Below are 23,013 nucleotides of genomic sequence, written 5' to 3'. Positions count from 1 at the left end.
ATGGCGGACCCCATCAACAAGGGCGCATTGGCCGGCCTGAAGGTGCTCGACCTGTCGCGCGTGCTGGCCGGGCCGTGGGCCGGGCAGCTGCTGGCCGACATGGGCGCGGACGTCGTCAAGGTCGAGCGGCCCGGCAGCGGCGACGACACCCGCGCGTGGGGGCCGCCGTGGCTGCCCGGCGAGGACGGCACGCCGACTTCCGAATCGGCGTATTACCTGAGCGCCAACCGCAACAAGCGCTCGGTGGCGATCGACATCGCCACGGCGGATGGCCAGGCGCTGGTGCGGCGGCTGGCGGAAAAGGCCGACGTGGTGCTGGAAAACTTCAAGGTCGGCGGCCTGGCGCAGTACGGCCTCGATTACGCCAGCTTGAAGGTCCTCAATCCCCGGCTGATCTACTGCTCGATCACCGGCTTCGGGCAGGACGGTCCCTACGCGCAGCGCGCGGGCTACGATTTCCTGATCCAGGGCATGGGCGGGCTGATGAGCCTCACTGGTCTGCCCGACGGCGAACCGGGCGGCGGCCCGATGAAGGTGGGCGTGGCGCTGACCGACGTGATGACGGGACTGTACGCCGCCAACGCGGTACTGGCCGCGCTGGCGTACCGGGAGCGCAGCGGGGAGGGCCAGTATATCGATCTCGCCCTGCTGGACGTGCAGGTAGCCGTGCTGGCCAACCAGGCGGCCAACTACCTGGTCGGCGGCAGCGCGCCGCGGCGGATGGGCAACGCCCACCCGAACATCGTGCCGTACCAGGAGTTCGCCACCGCGGATGGCTACATGATCGTCGCGGTCGGCAACGACGGCCAGTTCCGCAAGCTGTGCGAGGTGCTGGGCCGGCCGAAGTGGGGCAGCGACGAACGGTACGCCACCAATCCGCAGCGTGTGCGGTACCGCGCGGAACTGGTCGCCGGCATCCACGCCATCACCGTGACCCGCGCGACCGCCGAGTGGGTGGCGCTGATGGAAGGCGCCGGCGTGCCGTGCGGCCCGATCAACACGCTCGACAGGGTGTTCGACGATCCGCAGGTGCAGGCGCGCGGCATGCGCATCGACATGCCGCACCCGGTCGCCGGCACCGTACCACTGGTCGCCAACCCGATCCGCATGTCGGCCACGCCGGTGACCTACGACCGGCCGCCACCGATGCTGGGCGAGCATACGGCCGAAGTGCTGGCCGACTGGCTGGAGCACCGCTAGCTTCAATGCGTCTGGTGTCGGACATTTTTCCTGGGCGTCTCATCCAGGAAATGTGTCGGACACCGGTTTTATGGATTAATCATGCGAAAACCGGTGTCCGACACCAGGAAGCCGGTGTCCGACACCAGGGCGCAGGCGTAGAAGGAACTTCAGAAGTGTAATACCGCTTGAAATTCAGATACCGGTCGGTATAATTGATGCCTTTCATCAATTCCGACCGTTCATGCGCGACTGGCACCAATCCGACGAATCCGACCTGCCACTGTGGGTGCTCGACCTCGACGACGCGCTGTACAGCGTCGATCACCGCCGCCTGTGCGTGTGGCCCGACGAATTCGACGGCCGCTGGCACTGGGAAATCCAGACCTATGACGATGCCGGCCTGGCCGGTTCCGGCGTCTGCGCGACGCTGGCCGAGGCCAAGGCGGCAGCCGTGGCGGCGGCGCATCTGCCGGCAACCACGTCCACGCGGATCGATTGACGATGGCCGCGCAACCAACCGCTCAACCGGCGGCTCCTGGGGCCGCACCGGCGCCCGCCGCATCGCCTGTCGCACCGTCCGCCGTACCTCCTGCGCCCGCCGTCCACCCGTTCGGCCCGCGGCTGCTGACCGGCGTGACCGGCGTCTTCGTGGCGGCGATGATGTCCGGCCTGAACAGCCGCATCGGCACACTGGCGCTGGGCGACATCCGCGCCGTGTACGGCATGGGCATCGACGACGGCAGCTGGGTCGCCAGCCTGTATGGCGCCTTCGAGCTGGCCGCGATGCCGTTCTCGGCATGGTTCGCGATCACGTTCTCGTTCCGCCGCTACCACATGGCCGTGGTGGCGATCTTCACCCTGCTGGGCCTCGTCACGCCGCTCGCGCCCGATGCAGCCACGCTGCTGGTGCTGCGCTGCCTGCAGGGACTGTTTGGCGGGCTCCTGATTCCCGTGCTGATGGCTGCCGCACTGCGCTTCTTCCCGGCGCCGATCCGGCTGTATGGCCTGGCCCTGTATGCGATGACGGCCACGTTCTCGCCGAACGTGGCCACCTGGCTATCGGCCACGTGGACCGACGCCGTGGCCGACTGGCGCCTGCTGTTCTGGCAAACCGTGCCGATGGCGCTGTTCTCGCTGGCCGCGGTAGGGTGGGGCATCCCGCAGGACCCGGTGCGGCTGGAACGCTTCCGCCAGATCGACCTGCCTGGCCTGGTGACGGGCCTGGCGGGCCTGGTGATGATCGGCATCGGCCTGTCGCAGGGCGAGCGGCTGGACTGGTTCAACAGCGTGCTGGTGTGCTGGCTGTTCGGCGGCGGCGCGGCCTTGCTGGCGATCTTCCTGGTCTGCGAATGGTTCCATCCGATGCCGTTCATCAAGCTGCAGCTGCTGCACCGCCGTAACCTGGGCCTGGGCTTCACGGTCTTCGTCGGCATGCTGGTGGTGCTGCTGTCCGGCTCCCTGCTGCCGGCCGACTACCTGGGCCATGCCTGGCACTTCCGCACGCCGCAACTGGCCGTCATCGGCCTGCAGGTGGGCCTGCCGCAATTCATCCTGGGCCCGGCCGTCTCCTGGCTGCTATATAAAAAATGGATCGATGCGCGCCATGTGTTCGCCATGGGCCTGGTGCTGATCGCCACCGCGTGCTGGGTGGGCTCGCGCATCACCCCGGCGTGGATGGCGGCCGAATTCGCGCTGGCGCAGGCACTGCACGCGTTCGGCCAGCCGATGGCCGTGATCGCGCTGCTGTTCCTGGCCACCAGCGTGGTGCAGCCGATGGAAGGGCCGCAGGTCTCCGGCATCGTCAACACGCTGCGCGCGTTCGGCACGATGCTGGGCAGCGCGCTGGTCGGCCGCCTGCTGGCCGTGCGCGAAGCCACCCATGCCAACGTGCTGCTCGACGGCGCCGCCAACATGCGGCGCAGCGCCGGTGCGGTGCCGCCGGACGCGCTGGCCGGCGTGGCCGGGCGTGTGTCGCACCAGGCCTTCGTGCTGTCCATCGCCGACGGCTACCTGGTGCTCGGTGCGCTGGCGCTGGCGCTGGTGCCGCTGGTGCTGTCGCTGCAGTACATCGCGCCGCCGGTGCTGCCAAAACAATAATTCCATTCATTCGAGGATCTACATGTCTCTTCCAACTTCCGCAAAGATCGCCATCGGCGTCCTGCTTGCCGCGCTGGCCGCCGGCAGCGCCTGGTCGTGGAGCCACGACGAAGGCGGCGGCAGCCGCCAGAGCACGGACGATGCGTACGTGACCGCCGATTTCACGCTGGTCGCGCCGCAGGTTGCCGGCAGGGTGGCCGAGGTACTGGTCGAGGACCACCAGGCCGTGCGCAAGGGCCAGCTGCTGGCCCGCATCGACGACCGGGACTTCGCCGTGGCGGTCGACATCGCCCGCGCCGAATTGACGAAGGCCGAGGCGGACCTGGCCAGCGCGCGCGCCGCCATCGCCCAGCAGGGCAGCACGATCCGGCGCGCGTCCGCCGCCATCGATGCCGGCGCCGCCACGCTGAAGTACGCGAAGGCCAACGCGGAACGCTATCGCGACCTGGCCTCGGACGGCTCGGCGTCCGTGCAGGACCGCCAGCAGGCCGAATCCCAGACCGACGCCGCCGCGGCGAACCACACGGCGGACATGGCGGCGCTGGCCGCGGCGAAACAGCAGCTCGACGTGCTGGGCGCGCAGGTGGCGCAGGCGCAGGCCCAGGTGGCGCGCGCGAAGGCGGCACTGGCCGCCGCGGAGCTGAACCTGTCGTACACGCGCATCGAGGCACCGGTCGACGGCATCGTCGGCCAGCGTGCGGTGCGTGTCGGCGCCTACGCGCAGGTCGGCACCGCGATGCTTGCCATCGTGCCGCTGCAGCATGCGTACATCGAAGCCAATTTCCGTGAAACGCAACTGGCGAAGATGCGTGCCGGCCAGCGCGTTACAATTGCGGTCGACATGCTGCCCGGGACCACGCTGACCGGCCATGTCGAAAGCCTCGCGCCCGCCAGCAGCGTGTCGTTCTCGCCGATCGCGCCGGACAATGCCACCGGCAATTTCACGAAAGTGGTGCAGCGCCTGCCGGTGAAGATCGTCATCGATCCGGGACAGCGCGCCGCGCAGTTGCTGAAGGTGGGCATGTCCGTCACGCCGACCGTCCTCTGCGCGGAGGGCTGACCTTTTACGAACAGGATCATGACTGACCAGGACGCATCCGCCGCCGCCATCGCTACCGCCGCCAGCGCCCCCGCCGCCAGGCCGCCGCGCCTGACGCGCGAACAAAGCCGCGCCCGCACCCGCGAACGGCTGCTGGCCGCCGCCGCGGTCGTGTTTACGCGCGAAGGCTATGCCGGCGCGTCGATCGACCGCATCGCCGAGGAAGCGGGGTACTCGAAGGGCGCGATGTATTCGAACTTCGCATCGAAGGACGAGCTGTTCTTCGCGATGTTCGACTACTATGCGCTGGGCCAGGCCGATGAACTGTGCCGGCGCCTGGACGCGGCCGGCGATGCCGATGCGATCATCGCCACCGCCTGCGCATGGGCCGACGGCATGCGCCACGAACCGGACCTGCGGCTGCTCGTGGTGGACATGGCCCGTCTGGCGCGCGCCGATGCCGCCGTGGCGGCGCGCCACACAAAGATGTTCGACGACGAATGGCACCAGGTGGGGTCGCGGCTGTCGCAGATATTTCCGGACGGTCTGGCGCCGGTCCCGGTGCTGCAGCTGGGCGCCCTGGTGATGAACATCGCCTACGGCCACGTGAAGCAATTGCATGGCGGCCTGACCGCGGGTGACCTGATCGGCGTGGCGCTGCGCGCATTGCGCGACGCCTACGGCAGCTGGCCCGCGGCGGCGGGGAATCCATGACGACGCTCGACCTGGCGGCCCCGTTCGTACCCGACAAGTCGCAAGGCGCGGCCCGGCAGGTCTACGAACACCTCCGTAGCGCGATCGTCACGCTGGCGTTCAAGCCAGGCATGAACCTCGACCGCAGCGAGCTGGCGCGCTATTACGGCGTGTCCGTCACGCCCGTGCGCGACGCGCTTTTGAAACTGGAAGAAGAAGGGCTGGTCGACATCTTCCCCCAGCATGGCACGCGGGTCAGCGCCGTCGACATCGACTCGGCCCGCCACGCGCACTTCCTGCGTCTCGCGCTGGAACTGGAAATCGCCCGCACCGTGGCGCGGCAGCGCGATGCCGGCCTGGCAGAAGGCTTGCAGGCGCTCGTCGCCCGGCAGCGGCAGTGCCTGGAGCGGGGCGATCTCGAAGCGTTCATCCATACCGACCAGGCGTTCCACGAGCGCATGTTCGCCGCCGCGCGGGCGCACGACCTGTGGCGGCTGATGCGCGGCAGCAGCGGCAACATGGACCGGCTCCGGCGTCTGCACATGCAACTGAACGGCAAGGCTGAGTCCGTGCTGGCCGAGCACGCCGATCTGGCCGACGCCATCGCCGCCGGCGACGCCGGCCTTGCCGAGGCATGCATCCGGCGCCACCTGAGCGGCACGCTGTCGCGGCTGATGGCGCTGCGCGAGCACTATCCCGAATTCCTCGCCGGCTGATTTCCCGCCAGCCGTTTTAACCGTCGTGATATATTAGTGCATCACAACCCTGTAAAAATCCAAAAATAGGGACGGACCCTGTTTTTGAGGAAATACCAATGACGACCTGATGTAAGGCAACATTTCCGAAGACCGGGGTCAGACCCCGGTTTTAGGAAATGTTGCTCGAAAAATGGGGTACGTCCCCATTTTTCAGGAAACATTGCCGACCGTTTTCGACCATAGCCTGCCCATTACCGACCATGACTTCGACCACACCCGTCATTACCTCCATGCGCGCGATTCCCGTTGCCGGCCGCGACAGCATGTTGCTGAACCTGTGCGGTGCGCATGCGCCGTACTTCACCCGCAACATCGTGCTGCTGACCGACAGCGCCGGCAATACCGGGATGGGCGAGGTGCCGGGCGGGGAGGGCATCCTGAAGGCGCTGGAGCGCATCGTGCCGCTGGTGGTGGGCACGCCGGTCGGCCGCTACCAGCGCACGCTCAATGCGCTGCGCGCCGCATTCGGCGCGCGCGGCGGCATGCAGCACCAGGTCACCAACGAGGCGGAAGCGGCGGTGCTGCGCCAGCCCCATGAAATCAACCTGCGGCTCGACAATGTGATCACCGCCGTCGAAGCGGCGCTGCTCGACCTGCTGGGCCAGCACCTGGGCGTGCCCGTCTGCGAACTGCTGGGCAACGGCCAGCAGCGCGACAGCGTGACGATGCTGGCCTACCTGTTCTACATCGGCGATGCCGGCAAGACCGACCTGCCTTACGTGCAGGCGCAGGCCGGCGACGACTGGTACCAGCTGCGCCACCGCGAGGCGCTGACGCCGGAAAGCGTGGCCGACCTGGCCGATGCGGCCGTGGCGAAGTATGGCTTCCGCGACTTCAAGCTGAAGGGCGGCGTGATGTCGCCGCACGACGAACTGCTGGCGGTGGCCGCGATCAAGGCGCGCCACCCGCAAGGCAACGTGACGGTCGATCCGAACGGTGCGTGGTCGCTGGAGCAGGCGATCGCCGCGTGCAAGGGCAAGGGCCATCTGCTGGCCTATGCGGAAGATCCGTGCGGTCCGGAAAACGGCTACTCGGGCCGCGAGACAATGGCCGAATTCCGCCGCGCCACGGGCATCCGTACCGCCACCAACATGGTGGCCACCGACTGGCGCCAGATGGGCCATTCGTATCTGCTGGGCGCCGTCGACATCCCGCTGGCCGACCCGCACTTCTGGACGATGCAGGGGTCGGTGCGCCTGGCCCAGCTGTGCGCCGACTGGGGCATGACGTGGGGCTCGCATTCGAACAACCATTTCGACGTGTCGCTGGCGATGTTTACGCACGCCGCTGCCGCGGCGCCGGGCGACATCACGGCGATCGACACGCACTGGATCTGGCAGGAGGGCGCGGAACGCCTGACGCGCGAGCCGCTGCGGATCGAGAACGGCGCCGTGGCGGTGCCGGACAAGCCGGGCCTGGGCATCGAACCGGACATGGAGCGCATCGAAGCGGCGCACGAACTCTATAAGGAAGTGGCCGGCGGGGCGCGCGACGACGCGATGGCGATGCGCTACCTGGTGCCCGGCTGGACGTACCACCCGAACAAGCCCAGCCTCGCACGGGACTGAGTGGCTTGGCCAAGACTTGATGTCGGCAAGCGAGCGGCGTTTGATGCTGACGAAAGTGCCAGCGTCGCGGTGTCGGACACCGGCCTTGTGGTGTCGGACACCGGTTCTTGCGTAATGCGCAGGAATCGTCACCGAAAACCGGTGTCCGACACCCAAGGGTGTCCGACACCAGCGGCGCGGGCGTAATCGGCCGATACCAGCATACTCAACGGCTGTCCCCGGTTCCCAGATACTCTGGATATTTGGCCCGGATCGCCGCCACCCCCGCCAGCGCATCGCCCAGGCACTGCCGCACGCGGTCCATCGCCAGCCCGCCATCGCCGCGGCCGATCGCATCGGCGATGCCGGCGTGATCGGCCAGCACATGCTGCGCGCCGGTGCGCGGCTGCAGCCGCTGCAGCCGTTCCAGGTTGCCGCCCTGGCGTAGCAGCAGTTCCCACAGGTCGGCAACCTGCGCGTGCTTGAAAAGCTGCCGGTGAAACGCCGTGCTGGCGCGGTCGAATGCCGCGTCGTCCTGCAATTGCGCGGCGAGCCGCTGCTGCGCGATGGATTGCTGCAGTGCCAGCGCGAGCGCCGCATCCGGCGCCTGCGCCAGGGAATTGACCACTTCCAGTTCCAGCGACAGCCGCAGCAGGTGCGCCTGCCGCGCCGCGTCCACGTCGATGCGGCTGACGGTCGTCGTCTGTTGCGGCACGATGTCGACCAGGCCTTCCTCGCCGAGCCGCGACAGCGCATCGCGCAGCGGCGTCGACGACAGGCCGTAGTAGTCCGCCAGTTCGCTGCGGTGCAGCTGCGTGCCCGGCGCCAGCACCAGCGTCACGATCAGTCCGCGCAGGTGGTCGAATACCTGCGACGAGGCGTTGCGCAGGCGGTCGAGGCGGAAGGGCGTGGAGGGCAGGCCGGGGATCATGGGATGCCGGCGTCGGTGCCGGGAAAAGCGGCTATTGTAGCCGCTCCCCAGGACGCCGCACGCCACATCGGCCCGGCGCTCAGGGCGCCTTGCTCTCCAGCGTCACCTTCGCACTTCCCAGCCCCTGCGCGGTCGCCGTCAGCACCAGCTTGCCCGCCTGTCCCGCGCGGGTACGCACGATTGCCAGCGCCAGGCCGTTGAATGCATTGCGTTCGCGCGACTGGAACGATTCGAAGCTGGTCGGATCGCCGTTGTCCGTGGCGATGATGTCGCCCGGTCCGGTCAGCGTGAATTTCACGCGGTTGCTGGTGCGCGGCACCGGCCGGCCATCCTTGTCGGCGATCGTCACCGTCACGAACGACAGGTCGTCACCGTCGGCGCGGATGGTTTGCCGGTCGGCCGACAGCAGCAGCCTGGCCGCCTTGCCGGTGGTGTGCACGGTATCCTCGGCCCAGCGCTTGCCGTCCTTGTAGGCCACCGCCTGCAGCGTGCCCGGCTGGTAGACCACGTCGTCCCAGCGCAGCCGGTATTCGCGCGGGCCGCGCTTCTTCCGGCCCAGCGATTTGCCGTTCAGGAACAGCTCGGCCTCGTCGCCGGACGTGTACAGGTGCACAGGCGTCACCTGGCCCACGCGCTCCGCCCAGTTCCAGTGCGGCAGCAGGTGCGCCATCGGCAGTTCCGGGCGCCAGCGCGCCTGGTACAGGTAGAAGCGATCCTTCTTGAAGCCGGCCAGGTCGACGATGCCGAAGTACGAGCTGCGCGACGGCACGGCGATCTTCTTCAGGCTATCGAGCTGCTGTTCCATGCGCTGGCGCTGCGCCGGATCGGTGAAGTTCAGCAGGTTCGTGCTGTCGCTGTTGTACGGCGTCGGTTCGCCCAGGTAGTCGAAGCCGGTCCACACGAACTCGCCGGCCACGGACGGGTTGTCGTCCTGGCCGCGGAATTCGGTATCGGGCGGCGAAGCCCACGGCGGCGCGCTCAGGTCGTAGCTGCTGACGTGGAAGTTGGCCAGTCCCTGCGACTTGTCGTCGCTGACGGGGAAGAAGTACTCGCCGCGCGAGCTGACCGTCGATGCCGTTTCGCTGCCGAGCAGCGGGATGTGCGGGAAGTGCTCGTGGAACTTCGCGTACTCCTGCGGCTTGTAGTTGTAGCCGAATACGTCGACCGCGTTCTGGAAGCCGTTGTAGGCCGAGCCGACGTGGTTGTAGGCCGCCGTGGTCGGGCGAGTGCGGTCCTCTCCGCGTGCGATCTCGGACAGCCGCGCCGCCACCTTCCAGCCTTCGCTGGCGCCTTGCTCGACGATCTCGTTGCCGATGCTCCAGGAGATCACGCTGGGGTGGTTGCGGTCGCGCCGGATCATGGCGCGCAGGTCCTTCTCGCTCCATTCGGCGAAGTGGACGTGATAATCGTTCGGCGTCTTCTTCAGGCCCCAGATGTCGAAGGCCTCGGCGACCACCACGAAGCCCATGCGGTCGGCCAGGTCCAGCAACTCCGGCGCCGGCGGGTTATGGCTGGTGCGGATCGCGTTGACGCCCATCTCGCGCAGGATCTCGAGCTGGCGTTCGAGCGCGCGCACGTTGATCGCCGCGCCCAGCGCGCCCAGGTCGTGGTGCTGGCACACGCCGTTGATGGCCAGCCGGCTGCCGTTCAGCAGGAAGCCCTGCTTCGCATCGAAGGCGATGGTGCGGATGCCGAACGGCGTTTCGACGACGTCCACCACGCGGCCCTTGTCGGTCACCGTGGTGACGGCCACGTAGCGCTGCGGCGAGGCCGGGCTCCACAGCCGCGGATTGGCCACGGCCAGCGCCTGGGTGAGCTGCACCTGGTGGCCGGCGGGCGCCTTCCACGGGCTGGTCGCGTCCTTGCGCGCGACGGGCTGGCCGGTGCGCTTGCCGGCGCCATCGAGCGCATAGATCTCGGTGGCGACCTGCACGTCGGTGTCGGCGCCGCGGTTGTCGACGGTTACCTCGACGCTGACGGTCGCCGATTCCTTCGTCACCACCGGCGTGGTGACGAACGTGCCGTACTGCGCGACGTGCACCGGCGCCGTCTTCACCAGCCACACATTGCGGTAGATGCCGCCGCCCGGGTACCAGCGCGACGAGGCCGGCGGATTGTCGAGCCGTACCGCGACGACGTTGTCGCCGCCCGGTTTCACGTGCGGCGTCAGGTCCACGCGCCACGATGCATAGCCATACGGCCAGCCGCCCACGTGCTGGCCGTTGATCCAGACCTGGGCGTTCGACATCGCGCCGTCGATGTCCAGGTAGACGCGGCGGCCCGCATCGGTGGCCGGCAGCGTGAAGTGCTTGCGGTACCAGGCCGTGCCCCACCACGGCAGCTTGCCGGTGTCGTTTGGGTATTCCTGGCGGAACGGGCCTTCGATGCCCCAGTCGTGCGGCACCGAGAGCCTGCGCCAGGCGGCATCGTCGAAGCCCGGCTGCGCGGCCGGTTCCGTGGCCTTGCCGGCGACTTCCTTGCCGGATCTTTCCTTGACCGGGTCTTGTTTGTGGAAGCGCCAGTCGGCATTGAAGGCGATGCGTTCGCGGACCGGCGCCTCGGCGGCATGGGTGGCCGCGCCGGCGAGCGACAGGAAGCCGAAGGCGAGCACGGGTAACAGGTGTCTGAACATGGATTGCTTGCAGGATGGTGGACCGAAAAGTCTAGCCTCGATTGCAACAATATTGCTATTCCATTTGTCGCGCGCGCTATGCGGAAGCGGTATAGCGCGGCCAGCCGATCAACCGGATGAGCGATCGGCCGCCGGCCCGCTCAAGCCGCCGCGCGCCATGCTAAGGTACGGCGCCCGGAACACAACGACGAGGACAGCATGCCCACCAATCCGACCTTGCACCGCGCCGCGCTGGCAACGGCGCTGCTGGCGCTGGCCGCCGGCGCCGCGGCCCAGCCATCGAAATGGCCCGACATCACGTGGCTGTTCACGTCGTTCCAGGGCAGGGGCGACGGCCTGCACCTGTCGGCCAGCGCGGACGGCAAGGCGTGGACGGACCTGGGCAAGGTGTTCCTGAAACCGTCGGTCGGGTCAGGCCTGATGCGCGACCCGCACATCCTGCGCGGACCGGACGGCGTCTTCCGGATGGTGTGGACCACCGGCTGGAAGGACAAGGGCATCGGCTACGCGGCATCGACGGACCTCGTCAACTGGTCGGCCCAGCGCTACCTGCCCGTCTTCGGCAAAACCGCGGGCGCCACCGATGCCTGGGCACCCGAAACGTTCTACGACGAGGCGGGGCAGCAGTACGTGATCACGGTGTCGTCCGACATCGACGACCGCTTTCCCGCCACCAAATCGGACGAGCGGATGAACCACCGCACGTATTACGTGACGACGAAGGACTTCGTCACGTTCAGCGAACCGGCACTGTTCCTCGATCCAGGCTTCGACCACATCGACACCACGGTGGTGCGCGACGGAGCAAGATATATCGCCGTCTTCAAGGAGGGCGACCGGCAGAAGTCGGGCAAGTGGGGTGCGATCCGCTGGGCCGTGGCGGACAGCGCGCTCGGCCCTTACCGGCTGATGCCGGAGCCGATCGTCAGCGGCCTGCGCGCCGAAGGCCCCACGCTGTACACGCAGGACGGCAAGACCACCTTGCTGGTCGATTTCTACGCGGAGAAGCGCTACGGCGCGTTCGAGACCACCGACTGGAAGGGGTGGGCCGACGTATCGGCGCGCGTCGCCGTGGCGAACGGCCAGCGGCACGGCACCGTGCTGGCGGTGCCCGCATGGCTTGCCAGGGATATCGCGACGAGGACACCGGCCGCGGAGGCGGCGGCACCGAAGCCCGCGCCGCCGGCCATCCTGGAAGGATTCACGGCCGACCCGTCGATCCGCCTGTTCGGCGACACCTATTATATTTATCCGACGTCGGACAAGCCGAACTGGCAGACCACCGATTTCTCCGTATGGTCGTCGAAAAACCTGGTGGACTGGAAGAAGGAGCGCATGATCCTCGACGTCGCCAACGACCTGAAATGGGCCAGTGTCGAAGCATGGGCGCCGGACGTCATCGAGCGCAACGGCACGTACTACCTGTACTTCTGCGCGCAGGGCAACATTGGTGTGGCCACGTCGAAGTCGCCCACCGGGCCGTTCGTCGATGCGCTGGGCAAGCCGCTGGTCGCCAGGGGGACCGGTGTCCAGACCAACACGATCGACCCGTACCCGTTCATCGACGACGACGGCCAGGCCTACCTGTACTACGGCAACGGCAAGCTGGCCAACGTCTACAAGCTGAAGCCCGACATGGTCACGCTGGACGGCCCCGTGCACACGATCGCACTGCGCGACCACCGCGAGGCGCCGGTCGTCTTCAAGCGCAGCGGCAAGTATTACTTCATGTGGTCGATCGACGATGCGCGCAGCCCGGATTACCGGGTGGGCTGGGGCGTGGCCGATTCGCCTCTCGGCCCGGTGCGCTCGCCGCAGCGGGATTTCATCGTCCTGCAGCGCAACGGCCCGGCCGTCGCCACCGCGCACCACAGTGTCGTCAACGTGCCCGGCACCGACCGCTGGTACGCGGCCTACCACCGGCACGCGCTGCCGCAGGGGAACGGCTACCAGCGCCAGACCGTGCTGGCGAAGATGGAATTCACTCCCGACGGCGCGATCCGGCCGATGGACCCGATGACGGTACCGTTCCGGCCTGGCGACGTGGGCGAGCCGGTGGCGAACGGACGCGCCGTTGCGCCTGCTGCCACAGGCAGGTGATGAGTTTGGTGTCGGACACCGGGTTTTCGGTGTCGGACACCGGTTTTCAACTACGGCAGTTTTCCACTACGTCGCACATTGAACACCGGTGTCCGACACCATGAAGCCGGTGTCCGACACCTGCGGCAGCCGCGTGCACTGCCAGGCGCAGTTGTCCCGGACAGGGCGACGCGTTGTTGCGCGGCATGGTATCGTGCGCCTTTGCGGCATGCCGCGCCACGTAGCTCTCAGCCATGCCCGACCCCCGTTCCGTTCCAGCTCCTGTCATCGACGACGCGTTCGACTGGGCGGCAACTCCGTTCGGCGCGGCCGCGGCATGGCCGTCGGCGCTGCGCACGGCGGCCGGCATGGTGCTGCATTCGCGGCAGCCGATGTGCGTGATGTGGGGCCCGGAACTGCGCCTGCTGTTCAACGACGGCTATCGCACATTGCTGGGCGCGCGGGCGCACGACGGCGTGATGGGCCAGCCGTTCCGCGCCGTGTGGCCCGAACTGGCCGGCCCGGTCGGCCCGATGCTCGACGATGCGCTGCGCGGCCACGCCACCGGCGCGGTGGAAGACCAGCCGTTCGTCTTCCATCGCAACGGCTACCCCGAGCCGGTCCATGTGACGTTCTTCACCAGTCCGATCCACGCCGATGAAGGGCGGGCCGCGGAAATCGCCGGCCTGCTGGTGACCTGCCTGGAAACCACGGCCAGGGTGGCGGCGCGCCGCGAGCGCGACGATGCGATGGAGCGACTGCGGCTGCTCGACGAGATCGGCGAAGCCACCCGCGTGGCCAGCGAACCGCGCGCCATCATGGAAGAAGCCACGCGCCTGCTGGGCGAGCACCTCGGCGTGACGCGCGTTGCCTATGCCGACCTGGAGGCGGACAACGACCGCTTCACGATCCGGCACGACTGGCGCGTGCCGGGCGCGATCAGTACCACGGGCGTGTACTCGCTCGACCTGTTCGGCTCGCAGGCGACGTCGAACCTGCGCATCGGCCGCACGCTCGTCATCAGCGACGTCGACCGCGAGCTGGCGCCGGGCGATGGCGACGGCATGTTCAACAGCATCGGCATCAAGGCGATCATCTGCTGCCCGCTCGTCAAGGGCGGCCGCCTGGTGGCGATGATGGCCGTGCACCAGGCGCACCCGCGTGGCTGGACGGCCGAGGAACTGGCCCTGGTGGAGGCGGTGGTCGAGCGCTGCTGGGCCCATATCGAACGGGTCCGCTCGACCGAGGCGCTGCGCGAGGCGGACCGCCACAAGTCCGAGTTCCTGGCCGTGCTGGCGCACGAGTTGCGCAATCCGCTGGCGCCGATCCGCAACGGCCTGGAACTGCTGCGCCTGGGCGACGGCGGCCGCGAACAGGTGGCCAGGGTGGGCGGCATGATGGACCGGCAGCTGAGCCACATGACGCACCTGATCGACGACCTGCTCGACATCGCCCGCGTATCCAGCGGGAAGATCGTGCTGCACAGGGAGCTGGCGGACCTGAAGCGCATCGTGTCGGCCGCGATCGAGGGCGCCATGCCGGCCATCGGGGCGGCCGGGCACGACCTGGCCGTGGACATGCCGGACGCGCCGCTGCCGGTCGACGCGGACCCGGTCCGCATCAGCCAGGTGATCGGCAACCTGCTGACCAATGCGGCCAAGTACACGCCGCGCAACGGCAGGATTCGCGTCGCCGCGCGGGTGGAGGAGGGCACCGCCGTGGTCTCGGTGTCCGACAACGGCATCGGCATTCCGCCGGAATCGCTCGATGCCGTGTTCGACATGTTCACCCAGGTTGCCCGGCACACCGAGCGGTCGAACGGCGGGCTCGGTATCGGCCTGTCGCTGGTGCGGCGCCTGGTGGCGCTGCACGGCGGCACCGCCACCGCTGCCAGCGCGGGTCCCGGCCATGGCAGCACGTTCACGATCCGGCTGCCGCTCGCGGACGCGCTGCAGCCGGCGGCGGATGCGGCGCCGGCGCCACCGTTGCCCGCTCCGGCGGCTGGCAGGCCGCTGCGCATCCTGATCGCGGACGATAACGTGGACGCCGCGCGTTCGCTGGCCGACCTGCTGGCGCTGGGCGGCCACGATACGCGTGTCGCCGCCGATGGCGCCGGGGCGCTGGAACTGGCCGCCGCGTTCCACCCCGACGTGGCCTTCCTCGATATCGGCATGCCCGGCATGGATGGCTACGAGACCGCGCGGTGCCTGCGCGGGCTGCCCGGCATGCAGTCCGTCCGGCTGGCCGCGCTGACCGGCTGGGGTGCAGCCGAGGACCGCGAGCGCAGCCGCGCCGCCGGTTTCGACCATCACCTGCTGAAGCCGGCCGTGCCGGCCGAAGTGAGCGCGGTACTGGCCGCGGCCTGAAGGGCTGACCGGCCCGGCCGGCCCGCTCGGGACCCTCGGACGATGTGACGATGGACGATTCCCTCTTTTAACGATAATGAATTCTCATTATAATTAGAGGAATCTTTCACCCATTGCAAGGACCGTATCCCATGTACGACAAACGCACCCCGCTCGCGCTGGCCATCGCGCTGGCCTTCGGTTCCACGTTCTGCGCCGCGTCCGGCGCGTATGCCCAGGCTTCCCAAGGGGCCGGCGAGCGTCACGGCGGCGATCCGGACAGCATTCCCACCGTGCTGGTCTCGGCCAGCGCGCTCGGCGTACTGTCCGACGACATGATCACGCCGGCCACCACGCTGTCCGGCGACGAACTGGTGCGCGTGCGCGAGTCGACCCTGGGCGAAACGCTGGGGCGCCTGCCGGGCATCACGTCGAGCCACTTCGGCGCGGGCGCCAGCCGGCCCGTGATCCGCGGCATGGACGGCCCGCGCGTAAAAATCCTCGCCGATGGCGCCGAAGTGCAGGATGCGTCGACGATCAGTCCGGACCACGCGGTGGCGTTCGAACCGCTGCTGGCCGAGCGCATCGAAGTGCTGCGCGGCCCGTCGGCGCTGGCCTACGGCGGCGGCGCGGTCGGCGGCGTGGTCAACATCATCGACCGGAAGATCCCGACGGCGCTGCCTTCGAAGGCTGTCGAGGGCAGTGCCGAGCTGCGTGCCAGTTCGGCCGCGCGCGAAAAGGCGGGCGCGTTCGAGATGACGGCGGCGGCGGGCAGTGTGGCGTTCCATGCCGAGGGCGCGAAGCGCGATGCGGGCGACTACCGTGTCGGCAAGGACTGGGCGGAAAGCCGCCGCGTCAACGGCAGTTTCAAGGAATCGGAGACCGGTACCGTCGGGGTGTCGTGGATCGGTGAGCGCGGCTACCTCGGCGCGGCCTATACGAAGGAGCGCACCGAGTATGGCATTCCCGGCCATGCCCACGAGTTCGAAGGCTGCCATCCGCACGGCGACCACCTGCACTGCGGCGAACACGAGGAGGAAGAGGAGGGCGGCCACGATCACGGCCACGAGGAGGAAGGCGCCGTGCCATACGTGAAACTGGACAGCGACCGCTGGGACGTGCGCGGCGAATACCGCGACCCGCTGGCCGGCTTCTCGAAAGTGCGCGTGCGCGCGTCGTACACCGATTACCGGCACGCCGAGATCGAGGGCACCGAAGTGGCGACGACCTTCACCAGCAAGGCCCATGACGCGCGGCTGGAACTGGAGCACAAACCGGTGGCCGGCTGGCGCGGGGTGGTCGGCCTGCAGACCACGCGGCGCGACTTCGCGGCGCTGGGCGAAGAAGCCTACGTGCCCGCCACGCTGACGAAGAAGCATGCCGCGTTCGTGACCGAGGAGTACCGCCTGGATGCCTGGCGCTTCGAGGCCGCCCTGCGACACGAGTGGCAGGATATCGAGGTCGAGGGTACCCGCGAGCGCGACCGCGATGCGCGCGGCACGTCGCTGGCGCTGGGCGCGGTATGGAAATTCGCGCCGCAGTATTCGCTGCGCGCGGCGATCTCGCGCAGCCACCGCCTGCCGGGCGCCGAGGAGCTGTACGCCGACGGCATCCACCTGGCCACCAGCACGTGGGAGATCGGCAACGAGAACCTGACGAAGGAAACGTCGAACAATGTCGACATCACGCTGCGCAAGTTCGCCGGCCCGACCACGTTCTCGCTGAGCGCCTTCCACAACCGCATCGACAACTACATCTATGCGCGCACGCTGGACAACCATGAAGGCTTCCAGCTGGTCGAATACGCGCAGCAGGATGCCACGTTCACCGGTATCGAAGGGGAGCTGCGCCAGGAACTGTCGGCCAGCCTGCAGGCCACGCTGTTCGGTGACTACGTGCGCGCCAGGCTGCGCGACGGCGGCGGCAACATCCCGCGCATCCCGGCCGGCCGGCTCGGCGCCCGCCTGGATGGCGAATGGCAGGGCTGGCACGGCATGGTGGAAGCCTACCGGGTGGCCACGCAGGACGACACCGCAACGTATGAAGGCCGCACGTCCGGGTACAACATGCTGAACCTGGGCACGCACTACAACGTGCGCATCGCCGGGCTGCCGGCGCAGCTGTACGCGCGGCTGAACAACGTCACCGACGAACTGGCGTACAGCCACACGTCATTCATCAAGGCTGCCGCGCCGCTGCCGGGCCGCAACCTCACGGCCGGGCTGCGCGTATCGTTCTGACCATTGTTCTGGCCATGGCTCAGCCCGTGTTGCCGGGCCATGGCCCGGCTGCCTGGCACCGGGACACGAGCTCAGCCGCAGGTTTTGTCGTGTCACCGTTGCTGAGCCCGTGTCACCGTGCCTGGCACCGGGACACGGGCTCAGCCGCAGGTTTTGTCGTGTGACCGTGGCTGAGCCTGTGTCACCGTGCCTGGCACCGGGACACGGGCTCGGCCGCAGGCTTACGGCACGGACCGCCGGCAGGCGGCGTCGGTGGAAGTTCCGGTGGATCAGTGTTTGTGGGCGCGAGCCGGCCGCGTGGCCGCAGCCGCCGCTGCTTCCGGCGCCGCCTTGGCGCGGGCCTTGGCCTTGCCTTTCGCGGCGCACTCGGCGCATTCGCCGTACAGCGTCAGCTCATGGCGGTCGATGACGAAGCCGGCGGGTGCCAGGTCGTCCATCCGGCCGGGGCAACCCTCGACCTCGAACACGCGGTCGCACGGCACGCAGTGGAAATGGTGGTGATGATGATGCGCCAGGTGCGCGGTTTCGTAGCGGGGATTTTCGCCCGGCAGCGTGACGGCCTGGATCTCGGCTTCGCCCAGCAGCAGCTTCAGGTTGCGGTAGATGGTCGCGATGCCGATCTCGGGCACCGTCACACGGACGGCATCGAGGATTTCCTGGGGGCTGAGCGGACGGGCGGCGGCTTCGATCGCCGCGCGAATCGCGGTGCGCTGGCGGGTTGAGCGTTCCATGGCGATGCGTATCGGGTAAAACGCCATTATCCCATATCCCGGGCCGTCAGCGCACGCGCCGCGCGGGCCGGTTCAATAAGGTCCGCGGATGTGGTCGCGCACGTGCTGCACGTAGACCTGGGCCAGGGCGGCGCGCAGCGTGGCCGGCAGCGGCGCGACGCCCGCGGCGGCCACGTTGGCCGATACCTGCGCAGGCGAACTGGCGCCCGGGATCACGACGGAGACGGCTTCGTGATCGAGGATCCAGCGCAGTGCCGCCTGCGCCATCGTCAGGCCTGGCGGCACCAGCGCGGCGACCTGCTCGGCGGCGGCGATGCCCCGTTCCAGTTCCAGGCCGGCGAACGTTTCGCCGACATTGAAATGCTGGCCGTCGCGGTTGAAGTGGCGGTGGTCGTCCTGGCGGAACACGGTCTCGCGGGTGATCTTCCCGCCCAGCAGCCCGCTGGCCAGCGGCAGCCGCACGATGATGCCGACGCCCTGCGCATGGGCGCGGGGCAGCAGTTCCTCGGCCGGCTTTTGGCGGAAGATGTTGAAGATCACCTGCAGCGACGCCAGTCCCTGCTGTTCCAGGCAGATCAGGCCTTCCTCCACCGATTCCACGCTGGCGCCCCAGCGGCGGATCAGGCCTTCCTGCTGCAGTTCGCGCAGCCATTCGAAGACATGGCCCTGGCGCAGCACATCGGTCGGCACGCAGTGCAGCTGCGTCAGGTCCAGCGCTTCCACGCCGAGCCGCTCGATCGAGCGCAGCGTGGCGTCGCGCAGCGACTCGCGCGTGTAGCCATCAGGGTAGATCCCGGCACGGCCAAGCTTCGTGGCCACGACCAGCGACGGGTCGCGGTGGCTGGCGAGGAAGGTGCCGATCGAGCGTTCGCTGGCGCCGTCGCCATAGACGTCGGCCGTATCGATGAAGCGCACGCCGGCGTCATAGGCGGTGTTCAGGGTCTGCTGCGCGATGGCGTCATCCCAGTCGTCGCGCCAGCCGCCGCCCAGCTGCCAGCAGCCCAGGCCGATTTCGGGGATGGTGAGGTCGGCGAGTTTTCGTGTTTGCATTGCTGTTCCTTGTTCGTTGAATACGCTGCGGCACATGATAGTAAAAAGCCGTTCATCTGTCCGCGCGTTTACATTGTTGGCGTAAAAAAACCGGTGGCTTGGCAGGGGTTTCGCGGAGCATGCTCCGCGCCTGCCAAGCGGTGATGGCATGCATGCCATCACTCCTTGACACCACAATTGGAACAAAAACCGGTGTCCGACGCCATTTCCGGATGAATCACCCCGGAAATGGTGTCGGACACCGGTGTTCGGCGGCCGGCAGCCAGGATAAAGGCTGCCAGCGCGCCGATGGTGCGGTCACATCAGAACGAGTAGTTCGCCTGGACCGTATACCGCGGGCCGGTCACGAACCATGCGTGGCCGAACGTGCCGGCGTGCTGCTGCATGGTCTGCTTGGACGTGGCGTCGTTCAGGTTCTGCGCTTCCAGGCCGATACGGAATTTCTCCGTCACGTTGTAGAACACCGAGGCGTCCACCTGGCCATAGTTTTCCTGCCACAGCGGCAGGCCCCAGGCCACGTTGTTCTGGCCGTACGTCGGGCTGGCCGGATTGGTGTCCTTGCCGTTGGTGTCGCGCGTGCCCCACTGGTTCACGCCGGCCAGGTAGCGCGAGCGCCAGTTGTAGGCCACCCGCGCCGACACCGGACCGCGCTCGTACATCAGCGCGAAGTTGATGGTGCGCTTCGACAGGCCCTGCAGCGGCATGTTGCCGAAGGTGCGGCCATCGGTGTCGCAGCCGTTGATGTACAGGTTCAGGTTGTTCGCATCCGCGTTGCCCGAGCAGTATTCCGAGAACACCGGGTTGTCCAGCTTGCGGCTGCTGTCCACGTACGTGAAGCTGGCCTGCACGCCCAGGCCTTTCAGGTAACCCGGCAGCCAGTCGTAGTACTGCTGGTAGGCCAGTTCGAAGCCGCGCGCGTAGCCATGCGCGCCGTTCACCGGACCGGTCACCGCGAAACGCTGCGTCTGGCCGTTCACGTCCTGCACTTCGTAGTTGTACATCTGGTTGACGATGATGTTCTTCAGGTCCTTGTTGAAGAGCGCGAGCGTCACCGAGCCGGCCTTGGCGAAGTACCACTCGGCCGTCACGTCGACCGACGTGCCGGTGGTCGGGCGCAGGTTCGGATTGCCGTCGGCGGCGCCGGTCAGCGACGTGTTGGTGACCGTCACGATATTGCTCGCCTCATCCGTGACGGTGGTGATCGACTGCGACAGCGGGGTGTAGGCCTTCATCTGCGAGAAATCCGGCCGCGACATCGAGCGGGCGATCGCCGCGCGGAACTGCAGCTGGTCGCTGTACTTCAGCCGCAGGTTCAGGCTGGGCAGCCAGTTGTGGTAATCGTTCTCGTAGTCGCGGCGGGTGGCGAACGGCGTGATGTTGGCGATCTTGTTGCGTTCCAGGACGGCGGCGGCATCCTCGAACGTCGGAATCGTCGGGTTGTAGGTCGTGTAGCCGTACGCCGTAGACTTCGTCTTCACGTAGCGCACGCCGATGTTGCCGTCGACCGGATACTTCAGGTTGTCCCAGCCGAAGCGCAGCTGCGTATAGAAGGCGCGGGTCTTTTCTTCCTGGAAGTTGGTGCCGGCCGGATCGTTGTCGAAGGTGGCTGCCGGCCACGGCGTGCAGGTGGTGCCCTTCTCGGCGCACAGGATGTCGTGGTAGGTATGCAGCTTGGCATAGCTGTCCGGGTAGCCGCGGGCCACCGCGTCGTCCGGGAACATGATCGCCGGCACCTGCACGTCGCCGCCGAAGAAGTTGTTGAAGCTGCGCAGCGTGGCGCCGCCGGCGAACTTCGGATCGTCCAGCGTGGCCAGGCGGTCGACCTGCCAGCCCAGCATCCACGGCTGGCTGATCGCCTGCCAGTTGTAGCTCGGGTTGGTGTTCTGGTTGCGCGAATTGCGGTTCTGCAGCCGCACGCCGAAGCGCACGTCGCGCAGCACCGGGTGGTCGAAGTCGTACCGGACGTCCGTCTTCCACGCCTTGCTCTCGGCCTTGGAGCGGTCCTTGTGCTCCATCGTGTAGGCCCAGTAGTAATTCGCCGGGTCGGACAGGTACCTGACGTCGTCGGCGTCGAACGTGATCTTCGGCACGTCGCCGGACAAATCCAGGGTTTCCTTCTGCATCCGGATGCCGGTGGCCACGTCGGAATCGAGCGCTTGCGTGCTGGCGCGCACCACCTGGAAGTCGGTCGTCGCGCTCCATGCCGGCGAAATACGCCATTTCAGGTTCAGCGCCAGGTCGCGCGTCGCCGAGCGGCGGTCGGACACGCGGCGGTCCGAGTTCAGGTTGATGCCGCCGTTGGCCGGATTCGAGATCACGCCCGAAATGAAGGCGCCGTTCTTGTCGAACACGCCGTTCTCCACCTGGATGCCGTACGGGCGATCGCCGGTTTCCTGCGACAGCAGCGCCTGCTCGGACCAGCCCTCCTTGTACTTCGACTGGAAGTAGGTCAGCGCCGCGGTGATGTCGCGGTTCGGCCGCCACTGGAAGGCCGCGTACTGGCCCTTGCGGTCGCGTTCCCAGTTCATCGAGCGCCACTGGGCGCCGCGCGGCACCCAGACGGTACGGCTGGGATCCACGTTCGCATTCGGGTAATAGGCTTCGATGAACATCTCGTCCGTGCGGGTGTGGCTGATCGACGAGGCCAGGTCGATCAGCGCACCGAATTCGCCGAAGCGGGTATTCCAGCGGTCCGACAGCAGCAGCGAACCGGTCGGCTGGGCCTTGCCCTTGCGCAGGTCCGAGTAGGTGTACGAACCGGACACCGCGCCCTTGAATCCCTTGAAGTCGAACGGCATCGCCGTGCGCAGGTTGACCAGGCCGGAGACGCCGCCCTCGGTCTGCTCGGCGGACGGGTTCTTGTAGACGTCGACGCCGGCCATCAGTTCCGGCGGCACGTCCGTGAAGCTGAGCGAGCGGCCGCCGTTGGCGGAGAACGATTCGCGGCCGTTCAGTTCGGAACGCACATAGGTCAGGCCGCGGATGGCGATGCCGGAGCCCTCGACCGCGTAATGCTGCGGGTCGTTGCTCATGCTGCGGTCCATCGTCACGCCGACCACGCGGCTGAGGATTTCGGTCACGGAACGGTCGGGCAGCTTGCCGATATCCTCGGCAACGATCGAGTCGACCACCTCGTCCGCATCCTGTTTAAGTTTCTGTGCCGACTGCAGGGCAGCGCGCTGCCCGCTGACGACGACGACGGCAGCGCTGCTGGCGGTGGACTGGTTTTCGTTAGCGCTAACTTCCTGCGCCGTTGCGGCGCCGTGCGACCAGATGGCGAGTTGAGTCACGGCAATGGCGATTGCCGTCTTCTGAAGGTTTCTCACTTTTGTCTCCTGTGTTTTTTATATATATGTATCCTGCATGCGTGCACTCAGTGATGCATAACATGCAGGCGGATGAGGGAACGGATCCTGTGTTGAAACCGTTTTCACCTGTCCAGGACCGAATGTAGACCAACTCGGCGGCATCGGCAATGGAGATTCGTTCGGCGTTGTAGTTCAGTCATTCCCGCTGAACAGCCGCTTGCCAAGTGCAAGTTTTGATGATCTAACATTTTTTGGTTGCGCAAACATCTTCCCGCATTCAGTTCGTCGCCGAAACCCGTGCGGTGCGTCGGCCAACGGTGGTTCGTGCACCACGGCATCGGGTTGTGCAGTGCACCATTGACGCGTCATTTGCACCGGCGC

General features: G+C 67.5%; 15 protein-coding genes. 10 read left to right on the top strand and 5 right to left on the bottom strand.

The features are described 5' to 3' along the window. The 7 genes from FHS02_RS09100 (at position 1) to FHS02_RS09070 (ending at position 7,337) form a co-directional block, all read left to right on the top strand. A complete protein-coding gene (locus FHS02_RS09100) occupies positions 1-1,200 on the top strand; it encodes a CaiB/BaiF CoA transferase family protein (protein WP_137313129.1) in 1,200 nt (399 codons plus the stop codon). Between the two features lie 223 nt (positions 1,201-1,423). Further along, positions 1,424-1,681, top strand: a complete 258-nt coding sequence (locus FHS02_RS09095; RefSeq protein WP_137313128.1) for a hypothetical protein — start codon at positions 1,424-1,426, stop codon at positions 1,679-1,681. Positions 1,682-1,683: 2 nt separating this feature from the next. After that, positions 1,684-3,279 carry an MFS transporter gene (locus tag FHS02_RS09090; protein ID WP_137313127.1) on the top strand — a complete coding sequence of 532 codons (1,596 nt, stop codon included), beginning with the start codon at positions 1,684-1,686 and terminating at the stop codon, positions 3,277-3,279. A 22-nt stretch (positions 3,280-3,301) separates the two neighbouring features. After that, positions 3,302-4,339 carry an HlyD family secretion protein gene (locus FHS02_RS09085; RefSeq protein ID WP_137313126.1) on the top strand — a complete coding sequence of 346 codons (1,038 nt, stop codon included), beginning with the start codon at positions 3,302-3,304 and terminating at the stop codon, positions 4,337-4,339. Positions 4,340-4,357: 18 nt separating this feature from the next. Further along, complete coding sequence (locus FHS02_RS09080; protein WP_137313125.1) at positions 4,358-5,032, top strand: TetR/AcrR family transcriptional regulator; 675 nt, start codon at positions 4,358-4,360, stop codon at positions 5,030-5,032. Beyond that, the gene (locus FHS02_RS09075) at positions 5,029-5,727 is read left to right on the top strand and encodes a GntR family transcriptional regulator (protein WP_137313124.1); all 699 of its coding nucleotides are present in this window, start codon (positions 5,029-5,031) and stop codon (positions 5,725-5,727) included. The genes FHS02_RS09080 and FHS02_RS09075 overlap by 4 nt, the downstream gene beginning before the upstream one ends. Positions 5,728-5,969: 242 nt before the next feature. Next, entirely contained in the window at positions 5,970-7,337 is a 1,368-nt protein-coding gene (locus FHS02_RS09070; RefSeq protein ID WP_217496912.1) for an enolase C-terminal domain-like protein, read from the top strand. A gap of 205 nt (positions 7,338-7,542) precedes the next feature. Here FHS02_RS09070 and FHS02_RS09065 read toward each other — a convergent pair whose 3' ends face one another. Next, positions 7,543-8,247 (bottom strand): GntR family transcriptional regulator, encoded by a 705-nt coding sequence (locus FHS02_RS09065; RefSeq protein ID WP_137313123.1) that lies wholly within the window; start codon positions 8,245-8,247, stop codon positions 7,543-7,545. A gap of 79 nt (positions 8,248-8,326) precedes the next feature. Continuing rightward, positions 8,327-10,879 (bottom strand): beta-galactosidase GalB, encoded by a 2,553-nt coding sequence (gene galB, locus FHS02_RS09060; protein ID WP_137313122.1) that lies wholly within the window; start codon positions 10,877-10,879, stop codon positions 8,327-8,329. A 198-nt stretch (positions 10,880-11,077) separates the two neighbouring features. Between galB and FHS02_RS09055 the strand changes: the two genes are divergently transcribed. The 3 genes from FHS02_RS09055 (at position 11,078) to FHS02_RS09045 (ending at position 17,543) form a co-directional block, all read left to right on the top strand. Further along, positions 11,078-12,979, top strand: coding sequence for a glycoside hydrolase family 43 protein (locus FHS02_RS09055; RefSeq protein WP_137313121.1), 1,902 nt, complete (start codon positions 11,078-11,080; stop codon positions 12,977-12,979). Between the two features lie 233 nt (positions 12,980-13,212). Then, positions 13,213-15,324, top strand: a complete 2,112-nt coding sequence (locus FHS02_RS09050; protein ID WP_137313120.1) for a hybrid sensor histidine kinase/response regulator — start codon at positions 13,213-13,215, stop codon at positions 15,322-15,324. Positions 15,325-15,455: 131 nt separating this feature from the next. Further along, entirely contained in the window at positions 15,456-17,543 is a 2,088-nt protein-coding gene (locus tag FHS02_RS09045; RefSeq protein ID WP_137313119.1) for a TonB-dependent receptor domain-containing protein, read from the top strand. A gap of 269 nt (positions 17,544-17,812) precedes the next feature. Here FHS02_RS09045 and FHS02_RS09040 read toward each other — a convergent pair whose 3' ends face one another. The 3 genes from FHS02_RS09040 to FHS02_RS09030 form a co-directional block, all read right to left on the bottom strand. Beyond that, positions 17,813-18,274, bottom strand: coding sequence for a transcriptional repressor (locus tag FHS02_RS09040; RefSeq protein WP_137313118.1), 462 nt, complete (start codon positions 18,272-18,274; stop codon positions 17,813-17,815). 72 nt (positions 18,275-18,346) lie between these two features. Continuing rightward, positions 18,347-19,324: an aldo/keto reductase gene (locus FHS02_RS09035; RefSeq protein ID WP_137313117.1), complete on the bottom strand. Its 978-nt coding sequence runs from the start codon at positions 19,322-19,324 to the stop codon at positions 18,347-18,349. A gap of 302 nt (positions 19,325-19,626) precedes the next feature. After that, positions 19,627-22,650, bottom strand: a complete 3,024-nt coding sequence (locus FHS02_RS09030) for a TonB-dependent receptor (RefSeq protein ID WP_137313116.1) — start codon at positions 22,648-22,650, stop codon at positions 19,627-19,629. Positions 22,651-23,013: the final 363 nt, after the last annotated feature.

Origin of the sequence: Pseudoduganella umbonata (assembly GCF_014192225.1) — a bacterium.
Classification (GTDB): Bacteria; Pseudomonadota; Gammaproteobacteria; order Burkholderiales; family Burkholderiaceae_D; genus Rugamonas; species Rugamonas umbonata.
Note: the sequence above shows the minus strand (reverse complement) of the source record. Positions and strands in the feature narration are given on the sequence as shown.